Here is a 21,565-nt window from a genome sequence, read left to right as displayed (position 1 = left end):
AAGCAAGCGGCGATGACGGGAAAATGAGGTCAGTGCCGGGCGCGACCGGCGATGCGGCGTGCGTCGGGCAGGCGCTTACTTGAGCTTGCCGGTCATCACGCGCAGGCGATTCGGGTCGCGGATCTCGACCTTGCCGGCGGCGCCGGAGAGGTTGCCGCAGGGGCATTGCGCCGGGGTATGCGGTACCGAATTGACGATGCCCTGGCAGTCGAGGCACTCGTAGTAGTACATCGCGCCGATCGGCAAGGGCTCGGCAGGTTTCAGCGCCACCGGCGCGAAGCGGTAGATTTTCCGCAGGTCGAGATTCAGCATGGTCCGCTCCTCCGTGTGCCGCTCAGGCCGCCGCCGGCAAGCCGGCCGCCAGTCGATAGTGACGATTGGCCTCGCCCTCGCGGCCGAGCGCGTCGGCGAGGCGCGCCAGTTCGAGATGCGCGTCGCGCGTATCGGCGATCGACAGCGACGCCTCCAGATAGCTCTGCGCCTTGCCCCACAGCTGCAGGCGCGCGCACAGCCGGCCCAGCGCGACGAGCAGCGCCGCCTCGCGCGGATGCCGCTGCAGCCAGTCCTCGGCGCGCGCGAGGCGCGCCGTCAGCTCCGCCGCGTCCCCGTCGCCGCGGCCGTAGCACTCGACCAGCGCGGCGTCCCATTCGCGCTCGAGCTGGCGCTCGAGCTGGCGGCGCGCATCCTCGTGTGCGCCGAGTGCATCCAGCGCCTGCGCCGCCGCCTGCACCACGCGCCCGCCCAGCTCGGCAGCCGGCACCCGGTCGAGGTAGGCGCGCAGCCGCGCCAGGTCGCCGCAGCGGCGGACAAGGTTCTGCTGGTGCGCCTTCAGCTTCAGCTCGCGCGCCAGCTCGCCGCGCAGCGCGTCGCGCTTCTCGAGCAGGCGGACGATACGCAGCACCTCGTCCCACTGGCCGCAGCCCTGCTGCGCACGCAGCTCGAGGCGCAGCGCGGCGATGTGGCGGCCGTGCAGCTGCTGCAGGCGGGCAAGCACCGCCACCGCATCCTCGAAACGGCGCTCGTCGAGGCACATCTCGGCCTCCAGCATCAGCCGCGCCGCCTCGGTGCGCGCATCGTCAGCGGTCGCCCGCTCCAGCCACTGCTGCTGCTTGCCCGACTCGCGCATGCGCTGCGCGGCGCGCGCCGCGATCAGCGCCGACAGCCCCGGCGCCTCGCCGGCGGCATGCGCCTCGCCGGCGCGCTTCAGCGCGTGCCCGAAGCGCCCCTCGAAGAGCAGGCGCACCGCCTCCTGGAAGATGGCCGCGGCCTTCGCCTGCCGCCGCCGTTCGCGGAACTGGCGCACGCGCCCGGGCAAGGCCAGCGTCAGCGCGATGCCGCGCAGGATCAGGTAGAGCAGAACGAAGCCGGCGAGCAGCACGGCGACGGCGAGATTCAGCGACACTTCCATGCGCCACGGCGGCAGCACCAGCAGCAGGTAGCCATCGTTGAAGCGGGCGGCCATCGACAGGCCGACCGCCAGCGCGAACAGCGACAGGACCCAGAACAGCCCCCTCATTTGCGGCCGTCCCGCGCCTCGCGTTCGCGGTTCGCCTTGAAGCCGCGGATCGCCGACAGGCTCTCGTTGAGCGTCGGCAGCTCGATGCTCACCTCCGCGGCGCCGAGCTGGCGCAGCGCGCCGAGCGCCGTCTGCACCGACTTGTCGCGGCCGTCGAAGTGGCGCTCGAGCAGCGACTGCGCCGCCTTCAGCTCGTTGCGGAAGGTCCACTGGTCGCGCGAGAGCATCGCCAGCCGCGCGTTGAGCAGGCGCAGCTTGAGGTTCTCGCGGAGGAAGAAGACCTGCCCCGGCGCCAGCAGCACCGGCTCGTCCCGGTCGAAGCGCTGGATGCGCACCAACCCCTTCATCTCGTGCCAGGTGTCGAGCAGCAGGCGCTGCCAGGCCGGCGTGTCCGCGGCGAGCTCCGGCTTCGGCCGGGTCTCCTCGCGCGGGCGGACGTCGACCGCCAGCGGCAGCGCGTCGATCGCGGTGACGACGCTCTCCAGGCGCACGCTCATGCCCGGCAGGTCGACCTGCGGCAGCGCCTTCAACCGGTCGAGGTCGCGAGCGAAGGCCTTGCGCAGGCCGATGAACTGCGGCCGCGAGGAGCCGGCGAGACGCGCGTCGGCGGCCTGCAGCGCGAGCACCGCGCCCTGCACGTTGCCGGCCAGCTGCAGTTGCTGCGCGGCGAGCGTGACCCCCTGCTCGACCTCGGCCAGCGCCCATTCGTCGCGGTTGCGCGCAAGGTCCTGGTAGAGCGTTTCCAGCGCCGCCTGCTGGCTCTGCGACTCGGCCAGCCGCGCCTCGACCGCGCCGAACTTGGCCTGCAGCGCCATCAGCTGGTCCTGCGCCTGCTTCGCCAGCAGCCGGCTTTCCTTGGCGACGCCATCGCTCTCGGCGAGGCGGCGCGCCAGTTCCTGCTGCGTCTCGGCGAGGCGCAGGCGGGTTTCGAACCACTGCCAGGCGAACAGCGCGACGACGACGATGCCGACCAGCAGCCAGGGATTGAGCCACGCCGGCGTACGCGCCGTTGCGGCAGGCGTTTCGGGCGCCGGCGCGGCCGCCGGCTGGAAGGATTCTTCAGTCATGGTGCGGCCAATTATACGTGCACAGGCCTTCGATGATGCCGGCATCGGCCGGCGCGGTCAGTACGACGCGGGCCAGCCCGAGCGCCGCCGCGTTGTCGGCGATGCGCGCGTGCGGCACGAACACCGGCGTCGCCGCAAGGCGCACGCGCCACTCGCCGTCGAGCATGTCGACCAGGTAGCGCAGGCCCTCGCTGCTCGACACGGTGAACGCATCGATGCCGGCCTCGCGCCAGCGCGCGAGCAGCGGCGCGGCGCCGGCGGCGGGCGCGCTGCGCGCGTAGCAGGGGATGCAGTCGACCGTCGCGCCGCGTTCGCGCAGCGTGTCGGCGAGCAGCTCGCGGCCGCCGTCGCCGCGGAAGATCGCGACGCGACGGCCGGCGAGGCGGTCGGCCTGCAATTCGGGCAGTTCGAGCAGCGCCTCGGAATCGAAGCGCTCGACCGGCGCGACGGTGCCGCCGATGCCCCGCGCGGCGAGCGCGCGCACCGTGCCCTGGCCGACCGCCGCCGGCGTCAGCGCGGCCGGCCACGGGCCGCGGGCGAGGATCGCCGGCAGGCTGTAATCGACGGCGTTGGGGCTGATGAAGACGGCCAGCGCGTAGTCGGCCAGCCGCGCGACAGCGGCGGCGAGCGGCGCCGGGTCGGGCGCCGGGCCGATCTCCAGCAGCGGGAAGACGAAGGGCTCGCCGCCGGCGGCGCGGATCGCCGCCGCCAGCGCGTCGGCCTGCGCGCGCGGGCGGGTGACGACGATCGTCCGCCCGGCGAGCGGGCCGCGCGACGCCGGCATCAGGCGCAGGCGGCGAGCTTGGCGAGGATTGCGTCGGCGCCTTCGTCGCGCAGCCGCTGCGCCAGCACGCGACCGATCGTGTCGGCGTCTTCCGGCTGCCCGCGCAGTTCGTCGGCGACCATTTCCTTGCCGTCCGGCGTGGCAACGAAGCCGCGCAGCCACAGCTGGCCGTCCTCGATCACCGCGTAGCCGCCGAGCGGCACCTGGCAGCTGCCGCCCAGGGCACGCGAGAAGGCGCGTTCGGCGGTGACGCAATAGGCGGTGTCGGGATCGTTCAGCGGCGCCACCCAGGCGGCGGCGTCGGCGCGGTCGGCCGGCACCTCGATGCCCAGCGCGCCCTGCCCCGGTGCCGGCAGCGACTGCTCCGGCGTCAGCACGGCCTTGATCCGGTCCTTGAGGCCGAGGCGGATCAGCCCGGCGGCGGCGAGGATGATCGCGTCGTACTGGCCCTCGTCGAGCTTCCTGAGCCGCGTGTCGAGGTTGCCACGCAGCGGCTCGATCTTCAGCTGCGGGTACTTGGCGCGCAGGATCGCCTCGCGGCGCAGGCTGGAGGTGCCGACGACGGCGCCGGCCGGCAGCGCGTCGAGGCCGGCGTACTTGTTCGAGACGAAGGCGTCGCGCGGGTTCTCGCGGGCGGTGATGGCGGTCAGCGAAAAGCCTTCCGGCATCTCCATCGGCACGTCCTTCAGCGAGTGCACGGCGAGGTCGGCGCGGCCTTCCTGCATCGCCACTTCCAGTTCCTTGATGAACAGACCCTTGCCGCCGATCTGCGACAGCGGCCGGTCGAGGATCTGGTCGCCCTTGGTGGTCATGCCGAGGATGCTGACCTCGGCGCCGGCCCATAGACCACTCAGGCGATCCCGAATATGCTCGGCCTGCCACATGGCGAGGCGGGATTCGCGCGAGGCGATGACAATTTTCCGCGGTGCGGAAGCGTTGGAAGCGTTGACACTCAAGGCGGAATCTCCGAAATCAGGCCCTTGCGGCCGGCGAGGGCAAGGTGTGATTTTATCACGCCCGCCGGCCGGCCAAGGCCCACCGGAACAGGAAGAGAAGCCGATTGCGATGAACGGAAAACCCGACGACCAGCGTCCTGAGCTGCCCGATTTCTGGGACAAGCGCTTCAACGAGGGCGTCACGCCATGGAACGCCGGCGGCGTGCCGGCGGCGCTCGCCGCCTATGCGGCGCGGCGCGACGACCGCCCGCGCGTGCTGGTGCCGGGCTGCGGCCATGCCTGGGAGGCCGGCTGGTTGGCGCGGCGCGGCTGGGAGGTGACGGCGCTCGACTTCTCCGCGGCGGCAGTCGCGGCCGCCCGGCAGACGCTCGGCGACTGGCCCGGCGAACTGGTCTGCGCCGACTTCTTCGATTACGCCCCGGCGCATCCGTTCGACCTGATCTACGAACGCGCCTTCCTGTGCGCGCTGCCGCGCAAGCTGTGGGCCGGCTACGGCCGGCGCATGCACGCGCTGCTGGCGCCGGGCGGCGCACTGGCCGGCTTCTTCCTGTTCGGCGACGAGCCGAAGGGGCCGCCCTTCGCGATCGCGCCGGAGGCGCTCGAGGCGCTGCTCGCGCCGTGGTTCGTGCGCGAGGAGGACCAGCCGGTGAGCGACTCGCTGCCGGTCTTCGCCGGCCGCGAGCGCTGGCAGGTGTGGCGGCGGCTCAGTTGAGGATGGAGCGGCCGCTCGGCGAACGGCGGGCGCCGCGCGCGGCGTGCATCGCCTCGTCGACCGCGGCATCGAGTTCGTTGCCGATCAGGCGGTAGAGCCCGTCGACCACCTGCGGCCAGCAGTTGATCGCCTGCTGCTGGCGCAGCCAGCGGTAGCGCTCGGCATCCTCGCGCAGGCGCTCGACGCTGTCCTCGCGGCCGACTTCGTTTCCTTCGCCCGCGCATTCGAGCAGGCTCTCCGCGACGACGCCAACAAGCTGTTCCGACATTTCCAGGCCCTCCGGTTGCGATGGTCGTCACTATCGCCGAGCGCCGCGCGGCGGACCATTCGCACTACTACCCACGCCGGCTACGTAGTGCTACGCAGAAGCAGACGCCGACGCGCCGATTACAATGGGTGTTCCCCCGTCCGCCCCTGACACCGCCATGCGCCTCCGGCAAAAAATCATCGTCCTCGCCGTGCTGCCGTTGGTCGCCGCCGTGCTGGCGATCGCCGCGCTGGTGACGCTGCAGTCGCGCGAGCTGGCCCGGCTGGAAGCCGAGCTGCTCGAAGAGAGCATGCTCGCCGCGAAGCGCACCGAACTGCGCCACTACGTCGAGCTGGCGCAGACCTCGATCGAGCGCATCGACCGCAGCGGGCTCGACGACGCGCTGGCGCGCGAGGAAGTGAAACGCATCCTGTCGTCGATGAGTTTCGGCGACGACGGCTACTTCTTCGCCTACGACCGCGACGGCACCAACCTGGTCCACCCCCGCCAGCCGGAGCTGGTCGGCAGCAACCTGTGGTCGGTGCGCGACGCCAGCGGCGTGCCGGTGATCCAGAGCCTGCTGGCCACCGCGCAGCAGGGCGGCGGCTACCTGCGCTACAACTGGAACAAGCCGTCGACCGGACATCCGGCCGACAAGCTCAGCTACGTCGTCGAGCTGAAGCGCTGGGGCTGGATGTACGGCACCGGCATCTACCTCGACGACGTCGCCGCCGGCGCGCAGCGGATCAAGGAGCAGACCTCGGCCAACATCACGGCGACGATGCTCGGCCTCGCGGCGGTGGCCGTGATCGCGGCGCTGGCGGTGTTCGGCGGCGGCATGGCGCTGAACGTCAGCGAGCACCGCATCGCCGACCAGCAGCTGAAGCAGCTGACGCAGCGCCTGGTCTCCTCGCAGGAGGAGGAGCGCGCGCGCGTCTCGCGCGAGCTGCACGACGGGCTGAGCCAACTGCTGGTGTCGACCAAGTTCCGCTTCGAACTGGCGCAGGAGCGCCTGCAGGCCGGCCGCGGCAACGCCGCCGAGGCGATCGACGCCGGCCTCGCCGGCCTCTCCGAGGTGATCCACGAAATCCGCCGCATCTCGCACGACCTGCGCCCCTCGCTGCTCGACGAACTGGGCCTGCCCGCCGCGCTCGAGCAGCTCGCCGACGACTTCGGCCACCGCACCGGCATCGCGGTTCGCGCCGCGATCGGTCCGCTGCCGCCGCTCGCCGCCGGCAGCGCGACGACCAGCCTGTTCCGCGTCGCCCAGGAGGCGCTGACCAACGTCGAGCGCCACGCGCACGCGACGCATGTCGACCTGACGCTGGACCGGGACGGCGACAGCCTGCGCCTGGCGATCCGCGACGACGGCCTCGGGCTGGCCGCGACCGGCCGGCTGAACAAGGGCATCGGCCTGCGCAACATGCGCGAACGGGTCGAGCACCATGGCGGCAGCCTCGCCGTCGACCAGGGCGACGAGGTCGGCGGCACGCTGCTCGTGGCGCGGCTGCCGATGGCCGCCGCCAGCAAGGAGGGGGCGACATGAGCGCCGCCGCGGACGCCGCCGACATCCGCGTGCTGCTGGTCGACGACCACCAGCTGGTCCGCGACGGGCTGCACTCCCGCCTCGGCGAGACGCCCGGCATCTGCGTCGTCGGCGAGGCCGGCAGCGGCCGCGAGGCGCTGGCGCTGGCCGCCGCGCTGCAGCCGGACCTGGTGCTGCTCGACATCGGCCTGCCCGACATCAGCGGGCTCGACGTCGCCGAGCAGCTGCCGGCGGTGGCGCCGCAGGCGCGGGCGCTGATGCTGTCGATGTACGACAACCGGGAATACGTGATCAGCGCGATCCGCGCCGGCGCCGCCGGCTACGTGCTGAAGGACGCCAGCTCGAAGGAGATCATCGCCGCCATCCGCGCCGTCGCCGCCGGCGGTTCGTACTACAGCGCGCCGCTGACGACGGCGCTGGCCACCGGCGGCAGCGAGCCGCCGCCCTTGACCGAACGCGAGCGCGAAGTCCTGATCCTGGTCGCGCAGGGCAACAGCAACAAGCGCATCGCGCAGCAGCTGGCGGTCAGCGTGCGCACGGTCGAGACGCATCGCCTCAACCTGCGCAAGAAGCTCGGCATCGAGACGCCGGCGGGACTGATCCGCTACGCGCTGCAGCAGGGCTGGATCAAGGTCTAGCCGCGTCGGCCTCGGGGTTCTGCAGCGTCGTCAGGTAGGCGAGGATGTCCTGGATGTCCTGCGCCTGCAGGGCGAAGAGCACGCCCTCCCTGGCGCTGTCCTCGTCGTGCGGGCGCTCGGCCTTGAGGAAGGCAGTGATCTGCTTCTGCAGGTAGTTGGTGTACTGGCCGACGACCATCGGGAACATGCCCTTGCCCTGCCCCTGCTTGCCGTGGCAGCTGGCGCACTGCTTCTGGTAGAGCGCCCCGCCCTTGCCGATGTCGCCCTCGACGCGCGGCACGATCATCACCTTCTCGACCATCTGCAGCCGCGTCAGCGCGTCCTCGTCGCCCCTGAACGTCGGCATCTTCGTCGGCAGCTCGATCTGCGCGAGGAATTCCGCGACGGTCTTCATGTCCTCATGCGACAGCTCGCGCTCCTCGGTATAGGGGATCATCGGGATGTTCGGGCGGATGCGCTTCTGGAACGACTTCAGCTGCGCCTCGATGTACTTCGGCTGCTGGCCGGCGATGCGCGGATACTCGCCCTTCTTGCCGCCGGCGCCGAACTCGCCGTGGCAGGCGGCGCACGGGCCGTAGATGTCCTTCGCCTTGTCGAGGTCCAGCGCGAACGCCGGCAGCGGCAGCAGGCAGGCGCCGGAAATCGCGATGAAGCGCTTGATTTGTTTCATGAATCCGTTCCTCCGCGGGAGCCCGGATTATAGGCGGGCGGCATCCCGCGCCTGTTTGATGCCGGTCAAGAACGGCGGAAATGCCTCACGCCGGGCTACTTGAGGCCAAAGAACTCGCGGATGCGCTGCACGATCGCCGCGCGGTGCTCGGCACGCTCGCTGTCGCTGCGCGCGCGCTGGTATTCGTTCTGCAGCGTCTCGATCTGGTGCAGGCGCTCGGAGAGGATGTGCGACATGCTTTCGGCGAGCTCCGGACGGGCGCGGATGATGTCCTCGAAGCCGGCCTTGTCGAGCCGGTAGCACTCGACGTCGGTGGCGGCGACCACGGTCGCCGCGCGCGGAGCACCGGTCATCAGCCCCATCTCGCCGAAGACGCTGCCCTGCGGCAGGTGCGTCAGCAGCCGGCGCTCGCCGTCCGGCGGCTCCCAGAAGACGTCCACCTCGCCGCTGACGATGATGTACAGCCAGTGTGCGACCGCGCCCTGGCGGGTGATCACGCCACCCTTGGCGAACGGCGCATGCACCAGCCGCTCGGCCATCTTGTGCCGCTCGTTCTCGTCGAGCGAGGCGAACAGTTCGATCCCGGAGAGCGCGTGCAGCCGCCGGTTCAGTTCGCGCTGCCAGACCGCCTCGCGATGCGCGTCGCCCTCCTGCACCATGTGCACGATCTGGTCCGGCAGCGCCATCCGCCAGCCGTTGCGCTGCACCGTCGCCAGCACGTGCGCGCGCACCGCCGAGTCGGTCGGGTCGTCGTCCTGCGGGTCGAGCAGCCAGTAGCGCAGCGCGTAGCGCACCGAGCCGGCGGCGAACTCCATCGCCACGCAGGACGGGCGCGGCTCGCGCGCGACGTTGGCGATTTCCGCCTCGGTCACCGCGCGCTCGACGGCGCCGGTCACCAGCGACGGGTTGACGCTGTAATCGACGTTGAACCAAATCCAGCGCCGCCAGCCGGGAACGCCGAGGTCGCGGTCGCCGATCACCGAGAACTTGCCCTTCATCAGCTGGCTGTTCGGCACGACGACCTTCTCGCCGTTGCGCGTCAGGATCGCCGTGTAGCGCCACTGGATCTCGACGACGCGGCCGGACAGCTCGTCCATCTTCACCCAGTCGCCGATCTCGAGCGAGTTGTCGAGCTGCAGCGCCAGCCCGCCGAGGATGTTGCCGAGCGTGTCCTGCATCGCGAAGGCGAGCACCGCGGTGATCACCGCCGAGGTCGCGACCAGGCTGGACAGTTCGACGCCGGTTGCGGACAGGCGGATCATCGTCCACAGCAGGTAGCCAGCGATGACAACGATGTCCTCAAGGATGCGCGGCGTCTGCACCTTCAGCGCCGGCAGCAGCTGGCGGAAGACGGCCAGCCCGGCGAGGCGGATCAGCACCAGGCCGAGTCCGAGCAGCGCCACCTGATGGACGCCGGCGGCGATCAGCACCTGCCCCTGCCAGGCGAAGAAGACGGCGACCGCGTCGAGCCCCAGCCAGCAGACGAGGAAGAGCAGCGAGTGCTTGAGCGTCGTCCGCCCACTCGCCGGCAGCCGCGACAGCACCGCCGACAGCAGCAGCGCACCGCCGAGCAGGTAGGGCGTGGCGTCGCGCCACAGGTCGAGGACCAGCTGAATCATGTCGACACCTGCCGCGCGTAGGACTTGACCAGCGGCCACTGGCGGCGGCTCACCGGCAGCTTCTCCGGAACGTCGCGGACCAGCGCCAGCCAGTGCGTGTCGGCATCGTCGGCGGCGGCGCGTTCGAAGCCGGCGATCGCATCCTTCGCCACCAGCGCCCCGCGGTGCAGGCGGATGAAGCGCTGCGCGAACTCCTGCTCGAGGTGGGTCAGCGATTCGTCGAGCAGGTATTCGCGCTCGCGCGTGCGCGCCAGCACGTACTTGAGGTCGGCCTTGAGGTAGAGCACCTCGCCGACCGGGACCAGCAGCAGCCGGCCGCGCTCGTGGCAGGAGAGGTGGCTGCGCCCGCCCGGCTGCAGCTGCCGCAGCACCGGCTCGGGCAACGGCCGCGCCGCGCGCGCCCTGGCCAGCGCGGTCGCCAGCCGCGGCGCGCGCACCGGCTTCAGCAGGTAGTCGACGGCGTTGAGGTCGAAGGCCTGGATCGCGTAGCTGTCGTAGGCGGTGGTGAACACCAGCGCCGGCGGTTGCGCCAGCTGCGCCAGGTGCTGCGCCAGTTCGATGCCGTCCATGCGCGGCATGCGGATGTCGACCAGCACGACGTCGGGCGCCTCGCGCTCGATCGCGGCGAGCGCGGCGACACCATCGGCGGCCTCGCCGAGCACGCGGTTCGGCACCTCGCCGGCGACGTCGCCGAGCAGCTCGCGCAGGCGCATGCGCGCCGGCGCCTCGTCGTCGACGATCAATATCTTCAGTTCCGGCATGGCAGCACCATCTGCACCTTGTAGCTCCCCCCGTCCTCCTTGACCTCCAGCCGCGCCTCCAGGTCGTAGTAGAGCGCCAAGCGCTCGCGGATGTTGGCCAGCGCCATGCGGTTCCCGGCCGGATGCGCGCCGCCGGCGCTGACCGGATTCTCCAGTTCGATCGCCAGCTCGTCGCCGCGCCGCGCCAGCCGGATGCGGATCGTCCCCGGCACGGTGGACGGCTCGATGCCATGATAGACCGCATTCTCGAGGAGCGGCTGCAGCAGCAGCGGCGGCACCAGCAGCTCGGGCAGCGCCTCGATCGCCCAGTCGACCTGCAGACGCTCGCCGAGGCGCAGCTTCTCGAGGTCGAGGTACTGCCGGCAGAGCGCGACCTCGTCGGCGAGCGGCACCAGCTCGCGGTGGTCGCGCATCAGCGCGCGAAAGAGCTCGGCCAGCTCCTCCAGCGCCTGCTCGGCGCGGCGCGGCTCGCTGCGGATCAGCGACAGCGCGGCGTTGAGGCTGTTGAACAGGAAGTGCGGACGAATGCGCGCGGTCAGCGCCTGCATTCGCGCCTCGGCGACGGCCGGCGACAGTGCGCCGGCGCGCAGGAAGAAATAGCCGAGCATGGCGGCGGCGGCGGCGGCGGCGAGCAGCGCACCGCGCAAGAGCGTCGGCCAGCCGCCGTCGGCGAAGCCCATGAAGCGCCAGAAGTCCTGCAGCAGCACCGCCTGCAGCATCACCAGCAGCAGCACCAGCGCCACCGCGGCGGCATACGGCAGCCGCCACAACAGGTCGCGCAACAGCGCCAGCAGCAGCAGGCTGGCCAGCAGCAGCGGCTCGACCCAGACCGCCAGCTCGACGTAGCGCGGCAGCCAGCCGAGCAGGTCGGGCGCCAGCGCCAGCGCCGCGGCGAGCGCGATCAGGTTGACGCCGAGCAGCACGCGCAGCATCACGCCGAGGTTGCGGAAGTCCGGCAGCCGGTGCCCGGCAGGGTTTTGCTTTATACTTGCCATTCTCGTCAAAGGCTTGAATTCAGGCCATTTTAGCCCACTGCGTTGCATTCATCATGAGCCAGAACAATTCCTCCCAATACACTTGGGCCGGCCGCTTCTCCGAGCCGATGTCCGACCTCGTCAAGCGCTACACGGCCTCGGTCGATTTCGACCAGCGCATGTGGCGCCAGGACATCCGCGGTTCGCTGGCGCACGCGAAGATGCTGGCCAAGCAGGGCATCATCGCCGCCCAGGACCTCGCCGACATCGAGCGCGGCATGCAGCAGGTGTGGGAGGAGATCGAATCCGGCCGCTTCGAATGGTCGCTCGACCTCGAGGACGTGCACCTCAACATCGAGAAGCGCCTGACCGCATTGGTCGGCGACGCCGGCAAGCGCCTGCACACCGGCCGCTCGCGCAATGACCAGGTGGCGACCGACATCCGCCTGTGGCTGCGCGACACGATCGACGACATCCTCGCGCTGATCCGCCAGTTCCAGGAGAACCTGCTGGTGCTGGCCGAGCAGGAAGCGGCGACGCCGATGCCCGGCTCGACGCACCTGCAGGTCGCGCAGCCGGTGACCTTCGGCCACCACCTCCTGGCCTACTTCGAGATGACGCAGCGCGACAAGGAACGCTTCGCCGACTGCCGCAAGCGCGTCAGCCGCCTGCCGCTCGGCGCCGCGGCGCTGGCCGGCACGACCTACCCGATCGACCGCGAGTTCGTCGCCAGGGAACTCGGCTTCGACGGCGTCTGCGAGAACTCGCTCGACGCGGTGTCGGATCGCGACTTCGGCATCGAATTCTGCGCCGCCGCCGCCTTGCTGATGACGCACTTCTCGCGCCTCTCGGAAGAGCTGGTGCTGTGGATGAACCCGCGCTTCGGCTTCGTCAGGATCGCCGACCGCTTCTGCACCGGCAGCTCGATCATGCCGCAGAAGAAGAACCCGGACGTGCCGGAACTGGCGCGCGGCAAGACCGGCCGCGTGAACGGCAGCCTGATCGCGCTGCTGACGCTGATGAAGGGCCAGCCGCTGGCGTACAACAAGGACAACCAGGAAGACAAGGAGCCGCTGTTCGACACCGCCGACACGGTGCTGGACACGCTGCGCATCTTCGCCGACATGATGGGCGGCATCGAGGCGCGCCCGGAGAACATGCGCAACGCGCTGACGCAGGGCTTCGCCACCGCGACCGACCTCGCCGACTACCTGGTCAAGAAGGGCCTGCCCTTCCGCGACGCGCACGAAGCGGTCGGCCTCGCCGTCAAGCGCGCCGAGGACCTCGGCGTCGACCTGCCCGAACTGCCGCTCGCCGAGCTGCAGCAGTTCTCGCCGCTGGTCGGCGACGACGTCTTCGCCGTGCTGACGGTCGAAGGCTCGCTCGCCGCCCGCGACCACCTCGGCGGCACCGCGCCGACGCAGGTGCGCGCGGCGATCGCACGGGCGCGCAGCCGCCTCTGAGCCGGCCATGGCCACGCCCCCGCCCGACCGCATCGGCAAGTACGAGATCGTCGGCGAGCTGGGGCGCGGCGCGACCGCTTCCGTCTACCTCGCGCGCGACCCCTTCGCGCAGCGCGAGGTCGCGCTCAAGCTGGCCTTCCCCGAGGCGCTGAAGGACCGCGAGCGCGGCCGGCTGTACTCGCACCTGTTCCTCAACGAGGCCTCGCTGGTCGGCAAGCTGAACCACCCGCACATCGTGCAGATCTACGATGCGGTGGTCGCCGACGACCTCTGCTACATCGTCATGGAATACGTGCCGGGCGGCACGCTGGAGGCCTTCTGCACGCCCGACCGGCTGCTGCCGGTCGAGCGCGTCGTCGAGATCGCGTTCAAGTGCTCGCGCGCGCTCGACTTCGCGCACCGCCTCGGCGTCACCCACCGCGACATCAAGCCGGCGAACATCCTGGTCGCCGGCGCCAACGCCGGCAGCGGCGACATCAAGATCTCCGACTTCGGCGCCGCGATCACCGGCAGCGCCGAGCGCACGCAGGTGTCCGGGATCGGCTCGCCGGCCTACATGTCGCCGCAGCAGGTGAAGGAACAGCCGCTCGACCACCGCACCGACATCTACTCGCTCGGCGTCGTCATGTACCAGCTGCTCGCCGGCCAGCTGCCGTTCCAGGCGAGCAACAACTACAACATGGTCTACCAGATCATCAACACCGCGCCGACGCCGCTGCACCAGCTGCGTCGGGAGGTGCCGGCGAGCCTCGAGGCGATCGTCGCCCGGGCCATGGCCAAGGAACTCGACCGGCGCTACGCGGAGTGGACGGAGTTCGCGCAGGACCTCGCCGAATTCTTCCGCAGCAAGAAGCGGCGGGCGGCGGCGCAGGATTTCGCGGAGACCGAGAAGTTCGACACGCTGCGTTCGCTCACCTTCTTCGCCGACTTCTCCGACGTCGAGATCTGGGAAGTGGTGGGCTTCTCGCAGTGGCGGGAAGTCGCGCCCGGCGACCTGGTGATGCGCGACGGCGAGCCCGGCGATTTCTTCTGCTTCCTCGCCGACGGCGAGCTGAAGGTGAGCAAGCACGGCAAGATCCTCAACCTGCTCACCGCCGGCGACTGCTTCGGCGAAATGGCGGTGATCAGCCGCGGCGCGCAGCTGCGCGGCGCCGACGTCTCGGCGCTGACCGACGCGAAGGTGATCACGGTGCGCGGCGAGGCGCTCGCGCGCGCCTCGGAGGCCTGCCGCATGCACTTCTATCAGGCCTTCCTGGAAGTGCTGGCCAACCGGCTGGCGCTCGCCAACCAGCGCCTCGCCGCGTTCTAGCCGCGGTTCAGCGCGCGCAGCCGATGCGCCGGTCCGACTTCTGGCTTTCGGTCCAGCTCTGCGTACTGCGCACGGTCTTCTTCGTGCCGTCGAAGAGCACGTCGAAGCGCGCCGCCTCGCCCCAGCTGTCGCAGTAGCGCCATTCCCAGACCAGCTCGTCGCGCGCGGCGAAGTATTCGCTCCACTGCGGCTGGGGCGGGCCGAGCAGCTGCAGCACCTCGGCCTGCGACATGCCCGGCTGCACGCGGGCGAAGTAGGGCGTGTCGAGCACGTTCACCGTCCGCTGCAGGCGGCGGTCGGCGCCGATGAAGACCATGAAGGTGTGGAAGCCCGCCGGGCCGCGCGGGTAGGCCAGCTGGCGGCCGCCGTCCGGCAGTTCCCACTGCATCGCCGGCGCTCCCATCGTCGCGCGCACCTCGGCCTCGCTCGCCACGCCGGGAGCGAGGCCGTGTCCGGAATAGGCGGCGCAGGCGGCGACGGCGAGGGAGAGGACGAGAACGAAGAGACGGGAAAGCATCGGCGCGAGCAAGCGTTGTCAATGTTTCATTCTGGCGCAGATCGCGCGCTGCCGCCATCAGTCGGCGTAGAGCAGGAAGGGCGCGGCGCGCGCGCGGAAGTCGGCGAGCGCCGGCGCCCAGCCGGCGGCGATCGCGGCCGGCGCCTGCCCGGCGCGGATCGCCGCGAGCGTTTCCTCACTGCCGAGGTTGCCGAGGATCTTGTCGAGCGCGAAATGCTGCGGATACAGCCGGTGCAGCACGCTCGCCAGCGCGACGCCGAGCTGCGGCGAATCGAGCGCGGCGCGGTCGAGCACCTCGATGCGCACGCCGTGGCAGGGCTCGCCGGCGTAACGCGAGGTCGCCGGCACGAATTCGGTCGGCACGAAGCGCACGCCCGGCAGCGCCAGCGCGTCGAGCTCGGCGGCCAGTTGCCGGCCGTCGATCCACGGCGCGCCGAGCTGCTCGAACGGCGCGTCGGTGCCGCGCCCGACCGAGACCGCGGCGCCCTCGACCAGGCCGACCGCCGGATAGAGGGTCGCCGCGGCGAGGCTCAGCAGGTTGGGCGACGGCGGCAGCCAGGGCAGCCCGGTGTCGTCGTGCCACAGTCCGCGGCGGTAGCCGGCGAGCGGCACCACGGAGAGGCGCACGGCGAGGCCGGCCTCCGCGACGAACAGGCGGGCGAACTCGCCGAGCGTCAGCCCATGGCGCAGCGGCAGCGGCCAGTAGCCGGTGAACGACTGCCGCCCGGCATCGAGCGCCGGGCCCTGCGCGATGCCGGCGGCGAGCGGGTTCGGGCGGTCGAGGACGAACACCGGCAGGTTGCGCTCGGCCGCCGCTTCGAGCACGTAGGCGAGCGTCGTCGCGTAGGTGTAGAAGCGGACGCCGGCGTCGGCGAGGTCGACAACGAGCGCGTCGAGGCCGTCGAGCATCGCCGCCGTCGGCCGCCGCGTCGCACCGTACAGGCTGTAGACCGGCAGCCCGGTCAGCGCGTCGCGCTCGTCGCCGACGCGCCCCTCGCGGTCGGCGGCGAGCCCGTGCTCGGGACTGAACAGCGCGACGAGCGCCACCCCTGGCGCCGCGGCGAGCACGTCGACGCTGCGCCGGCCGGCGGCGTCGACGCCGCTGCGGTTGGTCAGGAGGCCGACGCGCAGGCCGGCGAGCGGCGCGAAGCCGGCCGCGGCGAGCACGTCGATGCCGGCGCGCACCGGCGCCGCGACCGCCTTCGGCACGTAGGGCGCGACGCGCGCGGCCAGTTCCGGCCGCGCCGCGGCGAACAGCTGCGGCGGCTGCGGCCCGAGCGCCGCCGCCACCGCGGCGACGACGCGCGCGCGCAGCGAGCTCGCGTCGCCGTTGCCGTCGGGATGGAGGCGGCTGCTGAGGACGACGACATGGACGCCGGAGAGCGGGTCGAGCCATAGCCCGGTGCCGGTGTAGCCGAGGTGGCTGGCGGCGGCGAACGGTGGCAGCGCCGCGCGATTGGCGGCGAGCGGCGCTTCCAGTCGCCAGCCCAGCCCGCGCGGCGGCGCCGCGGCATGCGTCTGCGGCGAGAACATCGCCGCCACCGACGCCGGCTGGAGGATCGGCGCGCCGCCGGCGAGCAGCGCGCGCGCGAAGCGGGCGAGATCGCCGGCGCTGGCGAACAGCCCGGCGTTGCCGGCGGCGCCGCCGAGGCGCGCGGCGAGCGGGTCGTGCACCTCGCCGCGGCGCAGGCCGCGACCATTGCCGGTGGTCGGCGCGAGGCGCGGCTGCAGCCGCGCCGGCGGCAGGAAGCCGCTGTCGTGCATGGCCAGCGGGCGCAGGATCTGGCGCTCGACGTAGGCGGCGAGCGGCTGGCCGGAGACGCGGCGGACCAGCTCGCCGAGCACGGCGAAGTTTGCGTCGCTGTAGCGCGGATCGCCGCCGGGCGGCGACAGCGGCTTCACGGCCGCCAGCCGGGCGAGCGCCGCCGCCGGCGTTGCGGCACCGGCGAGGTCGATGCCGGCGGGCAGGCCGGAGGTATGCGCGAGCAGCTGGCGGACGCTGATCCGCTCCTTGCCATGCGTGGCGAACGCCGGCCAGTAGCGCGCGGCCGGCGCGTCGAGCTGGAGCCGGCCGCGCTCGGCGAGGCGCAGCACCGCCGGCGTCGTCGCCACGACCTTGGTCAGCGAGGCGAGGTCGAAGACGGTGTCCAGCGTCATCGGCTCGGCCTCGGGCGCCAGCGCGCGCTGGCCGAAGGCCTGGGCATAGACGATGCGCTCGCGCTGGCCGACGAGGACGACGGCGCCGGGAATGCGGCCGGCGGCGATCTCGGCCTCGACGATGCCGGCGATCGGCGCCAGCCGCTCGACGTCGAGGTGCGGCTGCGCGCCGGCGAGCGCCGCGACGAACAACCCCAGGAGCGGCAGCAGGCGCTTCATCGCTTGCGCAATCCCGCGTCGGTGTAGACGTTGCGCGGGTTCCACAGCATCCAGCCGTGGCTGCCGACCGCCTCGGCGGCGTCGATCTGGCGGCGGATCTCGTCGCCGGCGAAGGCGCGGCGGTCGAACGCGTAGTCGCGGAAGGCCTGCAGCCACGGGCGGAAGCGCAGCGGCGACAGGCCGCTCCTGGCGATCGCGCGCTGCAGCGTGAGCTGCACGATCTCGTACGGATGCGCGACCGGGTTGGCGTAGCCGGGGATGCCGAGGTGGAAGCCTGACGGATAGAGCATCGGCGACAGGTAGTCGGCATGCGCGGCGAGCGGCTCGATCTTCTGCCCGATGAAGGTGTCGTTGGCGTTCCACGCGACGTAGCCGAAGATGTCGGCGGCGATGAAGACGTTGTACGGCGCCAGCCGCTGCCGCGCGGTGGCGAGGAAGCCGGCGATCGCGGTGACGCGCTCCTCCTCGGTGTTCGGCACCGCGAAGGCGAGGCCGACCGCGTCGGGGAAGCGCACGTAGTCGAACTGGATCTCGTCGAAGCCGGCGGCGGCCGCCTCCTCGGCGAGATCGAGCGTGTAGTCCCACGCCTCGCGCCGCGCCGGGTCGATCCAGGCGAGTCCCTCGCGGTCGCGGTAGAGCGCGCCGGCGCCGGTGTTCACCGCCCACTGCGGATGCGCGACGGCGAGCGGATCGTCCTTGAACACGACCACGCGGGCGATCAGGTAGAGGCCGTCGTCCTTCAGCTTCGCGACCAGCGCCGGCAGGTCGCGCACCGTCGTGTGGCGACGCGCGCCGATCGCCTCGGCGAGCGCCACCTGGCTCGGATAGGGAACGAGCCCGGCGTCGCCCTTGACGTCGATCACCAGCGCGTTGATCTCGGTGGCCCCGGCGATCGCCAGCGCGGCCTCGCGCAGGCTGCGCTCGCCGATTCCCCAGACCGACAGATAGAGCGCCTTCGGGCGGACCGGCGCAAGGCGCAGCGGCGGCGCCTCGTCCGCGCCGGCGGCGTCGACGGTCGCGCGCCGGTAGCCGACGGCGCGCGCGGCGACCGTGCCGCCGCTGGCGGCGAAGGCGTAGCGACCGTCGCCGTCGGTCATCGCCACCTCGCCGCTGCGGGTGACGACGGCGCCGGCGATCGGCTTGCCGCTGTCGGCGTCGAGCACGCGGCCGGACAGCGCCAGCGCCGGCGCCGCCAGCAGCAGCGCGCAGAAGAGCACGGCGGCGACTTTCATCGCGCCGCCTCCGCCGCACGCCGCTCGCCCGCCTGCAGCAGGCGCAGCAGTCCGTCGACGCCGTGCGCATCGACGATCAGGTAGCGCGGCAGCGCCAGCGGCGCGTCGGCCGCGGTCGCATGGCGCTCGCCGAGCGCGAACGCGGCGCGGTAGCCGGTTGCGGCGGCGGCGGCCTGCAGCTCGGCGTCGTGGATGCCGAACGGCCAGGCGAGGAAATCGGCGTCGGCGCCGAGGCGCCGCTTCAGGATGTCGCGCGGCGCCTCCAGCTGCCGGCGGACGAAGCGGCGGTAGTCGTCGGCGGCGAGGCGTTTGCGCTCGATGCGGAAGTCCGGGTGCCACAGCGTGTGCGACTGCACGTCGGCGAGGCCGCTGCCGGCAAGCTCGGCGAGCTGCTCCCAGGTCAGGGCGTACGACGCGTTCGAGATCGCCGACGGATAGACGAACAGCGTCACCGGCAGATGTTCGCGGCGGAGGATCGGCAGGAGTTCCGTGTAGACCGTGCGGTGGCCATCGTCGACGGTGATCGCGACCGCCTTCGCCGGCAGCGGCGCCCGCCCGGCGAGGCCGTCGACGACCGCGGCGAGCGGCACGATCGCGTAGCCCGCGGCGCGCAAGCCGGCGAGCTGCGAGGCGAAGACGGCGGTGCGCGTCGTCATGCCGTCGGCGACGGTGTCGCCGAAGCGGTGATAGACGAGGATCGCCGCGCCGGCGGCGGCCGGTAGCGCCGCCGCGAGCAGCGCAAACAGCGCCAGCAGCCGGCCGCAGCAGCCCAGGGTCGTGCCGGCCCGGTTTCGGGCCGCTTCGGTGCCGTCTCGCATTTCGTCGGCAAACAGTCTCGGTCTCGGCAAGGTACCACCAAACGCGGCGCGGCAGCGTCGCCTGCGTTGGACCCGGCATCACGTGCGCAGGTTGCCGGCCGCGTTCGCCACTGATATATTAGTAATTGCTAATATTTTGGAGAGCGGCCATGAGCAAATCCTTCGTCACCCTCACCCGCGACGTCGCCCAGGGCCTGGACGCGCTGCGCCGGGACATCCCGGAAACGATGCAGGGTTTCAACGCGATGGCCAAGTCGGCACTCAGGGGCGGCGCCATCGACGAGCTGCACAAGGAACTGATCGCGCTGGCGATCGGCGTCGCCAGCCGCTGCGACGCCTGCATCGGCTTCCACGTCAAGGCGCTGATCCGGCTCGGCGTGACGCGCGCGCAGCTGATGGAAACGCTGGGCATCTGCACCTACATGGGCGGCGGCCCGACGCTGATGTACGCGGCGGAAGCGGTGCGCGCCTACGACGAGTTGATGGCGCGCAGCGCCGCGCCGGCGACCGCCTGAAGCGGCCGGGCCGGGTGATGGACGCGCTGCCGCTGCTGGCGCTGTTGACGGCGGCCGCGCTGGCACCGCCGCTGTTCCACGCCGCCTTGCGCCGCAGCCTGACGCCGCGGCGCCGCCACGACGGCGGCGAGCCGCAGGCGCTCGGTCTGCCGGCGGAAGCGATCTCGCTCACCGGCGGCAACGGCAAGCGCCTCTTCGCCTGGCACATCCCGGCGGCGGGCATGGCGCCGGCACCCTGTGCGGTGCTGCTGCACGGCTGGGGCGGCCACGCCGGCGACCTGCTGCCGCTGGCGGCGCCGCTCCACGCCGCCGGCTACGCGCTGCTGCTGCCCGACGCGCGCAGCCACGGGCGCAGCGAGGCCGACAGCTTCGCCTCGCTGCCGCGCTTCGCCGAGGACCTCGACTGCGCGATCGACTGGCTGCGCCGGCAGCCGGGCTGTGACCCGGCGCGGCTGGCGGTGGTCGGCCATTCGGTCGGCGCCGCGGCGGCGCTGCTCGCCGCCTCGCGCCGCGACGACGTCGCCGCCGTCGTCAGCATCGCCGCCTTCGCCCACCCGGCAAGCCTGATGCGCCGCTTCCTCGCCGCCCGGCACGTTCCCTTCGTGCCGCTCGGCTGGTATGCGCTGCGCTACATCGAGCGCACCATCGGCCAGCGCTTCGACGCGATCGCGCCGGAGAACACGATCCGCCGCGTGCGTTGCCCGCTGCTGCTGATCCACGGCCGCGACGACCGCACGGTGCCGGCGGACGAGGCGCGCCACCTGGCGCAGCGCGCCGGCGGCCGCGCGCAGCTGCTGTTGCTGGCGGGCGACCACGAAGCCTTCGCCGAGCCGGCGGCCGGCATCGACGCGGTACGCGATTTCCTCGCCGCAGCACTCGCCCGCCGCTGACGCGCACGCATGAAAAAAGGGAGGCGGCGCCTCCCTTTCCGTCGTTCCGGCGACGCCGTCTCAGGCGGCGTCGGCGAGCCCGGCCAGCAGCTGCTGCAGTTCGCCGGCCTGGTACATCTCGGTCATGATGTCCGAGCCGCCGATGAACTCGCCCTTGATGAAGAGCTGCGGGATCGTCGGCCAGTTGGCGTAGTCCTTGATGCCGGCGCGGATCTCCGGGTTCTCCAGCACGTTGACGCTGTAGAAATCGTTGACGCCGCAGGCCTTGAGGATCTGCACGGCGCGCGCCGAGAAGCCGCACTGCGGGAACTGCGGCGTGCCTTTCATGTAGAGCACGACCGGGTTGCCGGTGACCTGTTCGTGGATGAGAGCCTGAACGTCCATGGATACTCCTGCGAAAATCAGAATAGTTGAGCGGATTACTCGGCTATTTTAGCCGCGACGGCCGCAGCCGGGCAAGCTGGTGAGACAGGGAAGTCGCCGGAAAAATCCTTGGAGGAGGAAATTCGTCGCTGCGGCGCCGGCAGGAATGGCGCCCGCCCTCCGCCACCGGCGTCAGGAGCCGACGACAAGGGCTTCCAGCGCCGGCACGTGCTGCCCGAGACGGTCCTCGAGCAGACGTTGGCCGCAGTCCTCGAAACGGATGAAATGCAGGCCGGTGCGGAAGCACATGTGCGCATCCGAATGCACCGAATAGACCAGCCGCGCCTGGACGACGATGACTTTCTGCGGCTGCCCGTAGAGGAGCGGCGGCGGCGTCAGCAGCAGCGTGGTGGAGCCGGCGTCGCGCACCTGCTCGTGGGTGAGCAGCGTTGCGCCACCGAGCGACAGGTCGTAGGTCTTGCCCTCGATTGCCGCTTCCGTTGCCTGTCCGTCGAAGACCAGCGCGGCTCGCCAGCGGAGCAGGTAGCGCGGATGGCTGCGACTGTCTTTCATGAAGCGAGGCGCTCGGGCA

The 21,565-nt window shown here is 71.6% G+C and carries 23 protein-coding genes; 7 read left to right on the top strand and 16 right to left on the bottom strand.

Annotated features, from left to right (window positions below):
• Window positions 1-75: 75 nt before the first annotated feature.
• The 5 genes from IWH25_RS06855 to hemC are packed head-to-tail and all read right to left on the bottom strand — an operon-like array spanning window position 76 to window position 4,251.
• On the bottom strand, window positions 76-312 hold the full coding sequence (locus tag IWH25_RS06855) for a hypothetical protein (protein ID WP_203388578.1): 237 nt from the start codon (window positions 310-312) through the stop codon (window positions 76-78).
• A 22-nt stretch (window positions 313-334) separates the two neighbouring features.
• A complete protein-coding gene (locus tag IWH25_RS06850) occupies window positions 335-1,516 on the bottom strand; it encodes a heme biosynthesis HemY N-terminal domain-containing protein (RefSeq protein ID WP_203388577.1) in 1,182 nt (393 codons plus the stop codon).
• Window positions 1,513-2,583, bottom strand: a complete 1,071-nt coding sequence (locus IWH25_RS06845) for a uroporphyrinogen-III C-methyltransferase (protein ID WP_203388576.1) — start codon at window positions 2,581-2,583, stop codon at window positions 1,513-1,515. The genes IWH25_RS06850 and IWH25_RS06845 overlap by 4 nt, the downstream gene beginning before the upstream one ends.
• Window positions 2,576-3,367 carry a uroporphyrinogen-III synthase gene (locus tag IWH25_RS06840; protein WP_203388575.1) on the bottom strand — a complete coding sequence of 264 codons (792 nt, stop codon included), beginning with the start codon at window positions 3,365-3,367 and terminating at the stop codon, window positions 2,576-2,578. The genes IWH25_RS06845 and IWH25_RS06840 overlap by 8 nt, the downstream gene beginning before the upstream one ends.
• A complete protein-coding gene (hemC, locus tag IWH25_RS06835) occupies window positions 3,367-4,251 on the bottom strand; it encodes a hydroxymethylbilane synthase (protein ID WP_420827045.1) in 885 nt (294 codons plus the stop codon). The genes IWH25_RS06840 and hemC overlap by 1 nt, the downstream gene beginning before the upstream one ends.
• Before the next feature lie 181 nt (window positions 4,252-4,432).
• Here hemC and IWH25_RS06830 point away from each other — a divergent pair, with 181 nt between their 5' ends.
• Entirely contained in the window at window positions 4,433-5,035 is a 603-nt protein-coding gene (locus IWH25_RS06830; protein WP_203388573.1) for a methyltransferase domain-containing protein, read from the top strand.
• Here IWH25_RS06830 and IWH25_RS06825 read toward each other — a convergent pair.
• Window positions 5,028-5,303 (bottom strand): hypothetical protein, encoded by a 276-nt coding sequence (locus IWH25_RS06825; protein WP_203388572.1) that lies wholly within the window; start codon window positions 5,301-5,303, stop codon window positions 5,028-5,030. The two genes, IWH25_RS06830 and IWH25_RS06825, sit on opposite strands and share 8 nt — an antisense overlap.
• A gap of 157 nt (window positions 5,304-5,460) precedes the next feature.
• Between IWH25_RS06825 and IWH25_RS06820 the strand changes: the two genes are divergently transcribed.
• Together IWH25_RS06820 and IWH25_RS06815 are read left to right on the top strand one after the other, a co-directional pair.
• On the top strand, window positions 5,461-6,828 hold the full coding sequence (locus IWH25_RS06820) for a cache domain-containing protein (RefSeq protein WP_203388571.1): 1,368 nt from the start codon (window positions 5,461-5,463) through the stop codon (window positions 6,826-6,828).
• On the top strand, window positions 6,825-7,466 hold the full coding sequence (locus tag IWH25_RS06815) for a response regulator (protein ID WP_203388570.1): 642 nt from the start codon (window positions 6,825-6,827) through the stop codon (window positions 7,464-7,466). The genes IWH25_RS06820 and IWH25_RS06815 overlap by 4 nt, the downstream gene beginning before the upstream one ends.
• Here IWH25_RS06815 and IWH25_RS06810 read toward each other — a convergent pair.
• From IWH25_RS06810 to IWH25_RS06795, 4 genes are all read right to left on the bottom strand, one after another.
• Window positions 7,456-8,136: a c-type cytochrome gene (locus IWH25_RS06810; protein ID WP_203388569.1), complete on the bottom strand. Its 681-nt coding sequence runs from the start codon at window positions 8,134-8,136 to the stop codon at window positions 7,456-7,458. The genes IWH25_RS06815 and IWH25_RS06810 overlap by 11 nt on opposite strands.
• A gap of 95 nt (window positions 8,137-8,231) precedes the next feature.
• Entirely contained in the window at window positions 8,232-9,755 is a 1,524-nt protein-coding gene (locus IWH25_RS06805; protein WP_203388568.1) for a mechanosensitive ion channel family protein, read from the bottom strand.
• Window positions 9,752-10,516 (bottom strand): LytR/AlgR family response regulator transcription factor, encoded by a 765-nt coding sequence (locus IWH25_RS06800; RefSeq protein ID WP_203388567.1) that lies wholly within the window; start codon window positions 10,514-10,516, stop codon window positions 9,752-9,754. Before IWH25_RS06800 ends, IWH25_RS06805 begins: the two co-directional genes overlap by 4 nt.
• Window positions 10,504-11,511, bottom strand: coding sequence for a sensor histidine kinase (locus IWH25_RS06795; RefSeq protein ID WP_203388566.1), 1,008 nt, complete (start codon window positions 11,509-11,511; stop codon window positions 10,504-10,506). The genes IWH25_RS06800 and IWH25_RS06795 overlap by 13 nt, the downstream gene beginning before the upstream one ends.
• 53 nt (window positions 11,512-11,564) lie before the next feature.
• Between IWH25_RS06795 and argH the strand changes: the two genes are divergently transcribed.
• Complete coding sequence (argH, locus tag IWH25_RS06790; RefSeq protein WP_203388565.1) at window positions 11,565-12,953, top strand: argininosuccinate lyase; 1,389 nt, start codon at window positions 11,565-11,567, stop codon at window positions 12,951-12,953.
• 7 nt (window positions 12,954-12,960) lie between these two features.
• Window positions 12,961-14,262 (top strand): protein kinase domain-containing protein, encoded by a 1,302-nt coding sequence (locus IWH25_RS06785; RefSeq protein ID WP_203388564.1) that lies wholly within the window; start codon window positions 12,961-12,963, stop codon window positions 14,260-14,262.
• Window positions 14,263-14,269: 7 nt separating this feature from the next.
• On the opposite strand, the gene IWH25_RS06780 is transcribed toward IWH25_RS06785, so the two are convergent.
• Genes IWH25_RS06780 through IWH25_RS06765 form a run of 4 tightly spaced genes read right to left on the bottom strand, consistent with a single transcriptional unit; the run spans window position 14,270 to window position 19,205 of the window.
• Window positions 14,270-14,779 carry a hypothetical protein gene (locus IWH25_RS06780; protein ID WP_203388563.1) on the bottom strand — a complete coding sequence of 170 codons (510 nt, stop codon included), beginning with the start codon at window positions 14,777-14,779 and terminating at the stop codon, window positions 14,270-14,272.
• A gap of 57 nt (window positions 14,780-14,836) precedes the next feature.
• Window positions 14,837-17,155 carry an exo-beta-N-acetylmuramidase NamZ domain-containing protein gene (locus IWH25_RS06775; RefSeq protein ID WP_203388562.1) on the bottom strand — a complete coding sequence of 773 codons (2,319 nt, stop codon included), beginning with the start codon at window positions 17,153-17,155 and terminating at the stop codon, window positions 14,837-14,839.
• Window positions 17,152-18,387: a putative glycoside hydrolase gene (locus IWH25_RS06770; RefSeq protein ID WP_238999025.1), complete on the bottom strand. Its 1,236-nt coding sequence runs from the start codon at window positions 18,385-18,387 to the stop codon at window positions 17,152-17,154. Before IWH25_RS06770 ends, IWH25_RS06775 begins: the two co-directional genes overlap by 4 nt.
• Entirely contained in the window at window positions 18,384-19,205 is an 822-nt protein-coding gene (locus IWH25_RS06765; protein WP_203388561.1) for a polysaccharide deacetylase family protein, read from the bottom strand. The genes IWH25_RS06770 and IWH25_RS06765 overlap by 4 nt, the downstream gene beginning before the upstream one ends.
• A 149-nt stretch (window positions 19,206-19,354) precedes the next feature.
• On the opposite strand from IWH25_RS06765, the gene IWH25_RS06760 reads away from it, so the two are divergent.
• Together IWH25_RS06760 and IWH25_RS06755 are read left to right on the top strand one after the other, a co-directional pair.
• Window positions 19,355-19,720 (top strand): carboxymuconolactone decarboxylase family protein, encoded by a 366-nt coding sequence (locus IWH25_RS06760; RefSeq protein ID WP_203388560.1) that lies wholly within the window; start codon window positions 19,355-19,357, stop codon window positions 19,718-19,720.
• A 17-nt stretch (window positions 19,721-19,737) separates the two neighbouring features.
• Window positions 19,738-20,610, top strand: coding sequence for an alpha/beta hydrolase (locus tag IWH25_RS06755; RefSeq protein WP_203388559.1), 873 nt, complete (start codon window positions 19,738-19,740; stop codon window positions 20,608-20,610).
• 60 nt (window positions 20,611-20,670) lie between these two features.
• Here IWH25_RS06755 and grxD read toward each other — a convergent pair whose 3' ends face one another.
• Both grxD and IWH25_RS06745 read right to left on the bottom strand, forming a co-directional pair.
• Window positions 20,671-20,994: a Grx4 family monothiol glutaredoxin gene (gene grxD, locus IWH25_RS06750; protein WP_203388558.1), complete on the bottom strand. Its 324-nt coding sequence runs from the start codon at window positions 20,992-20,994 to the stop codon at window positions 20,671-20,673.
• 171 nt (window positions 20,995-21,165) lie between these two features.
• Complete coding sequence (locus IWH25_RS06745; RefSeq protein WP_203388557.1) at window positions 21,166-21,546, bottom strand: PilZ domain-containing protein; 381 nt, start codon at window positions 21,544-21,546, stop codon at window positions 21,166-21,168.
• Window positions 21,547-21,565 lie beyond the last annotated feature (19 nt).

It is taken from the genome of Azospira restricta, assembly GCF_016858125.1.
Taxonomy (GTDB): Bacteria; Pseudomonadota; Gammaproteobacteria; order Burkholderiales; family Rhodocyclaceae; genus Proximibacter; species Proximibacter restrictus.
The sequence above is the reverse complement of the archived record's forward strand: the minus strand, read 5'-3'. Positions and strand labels throughout refer to the sequence as shown.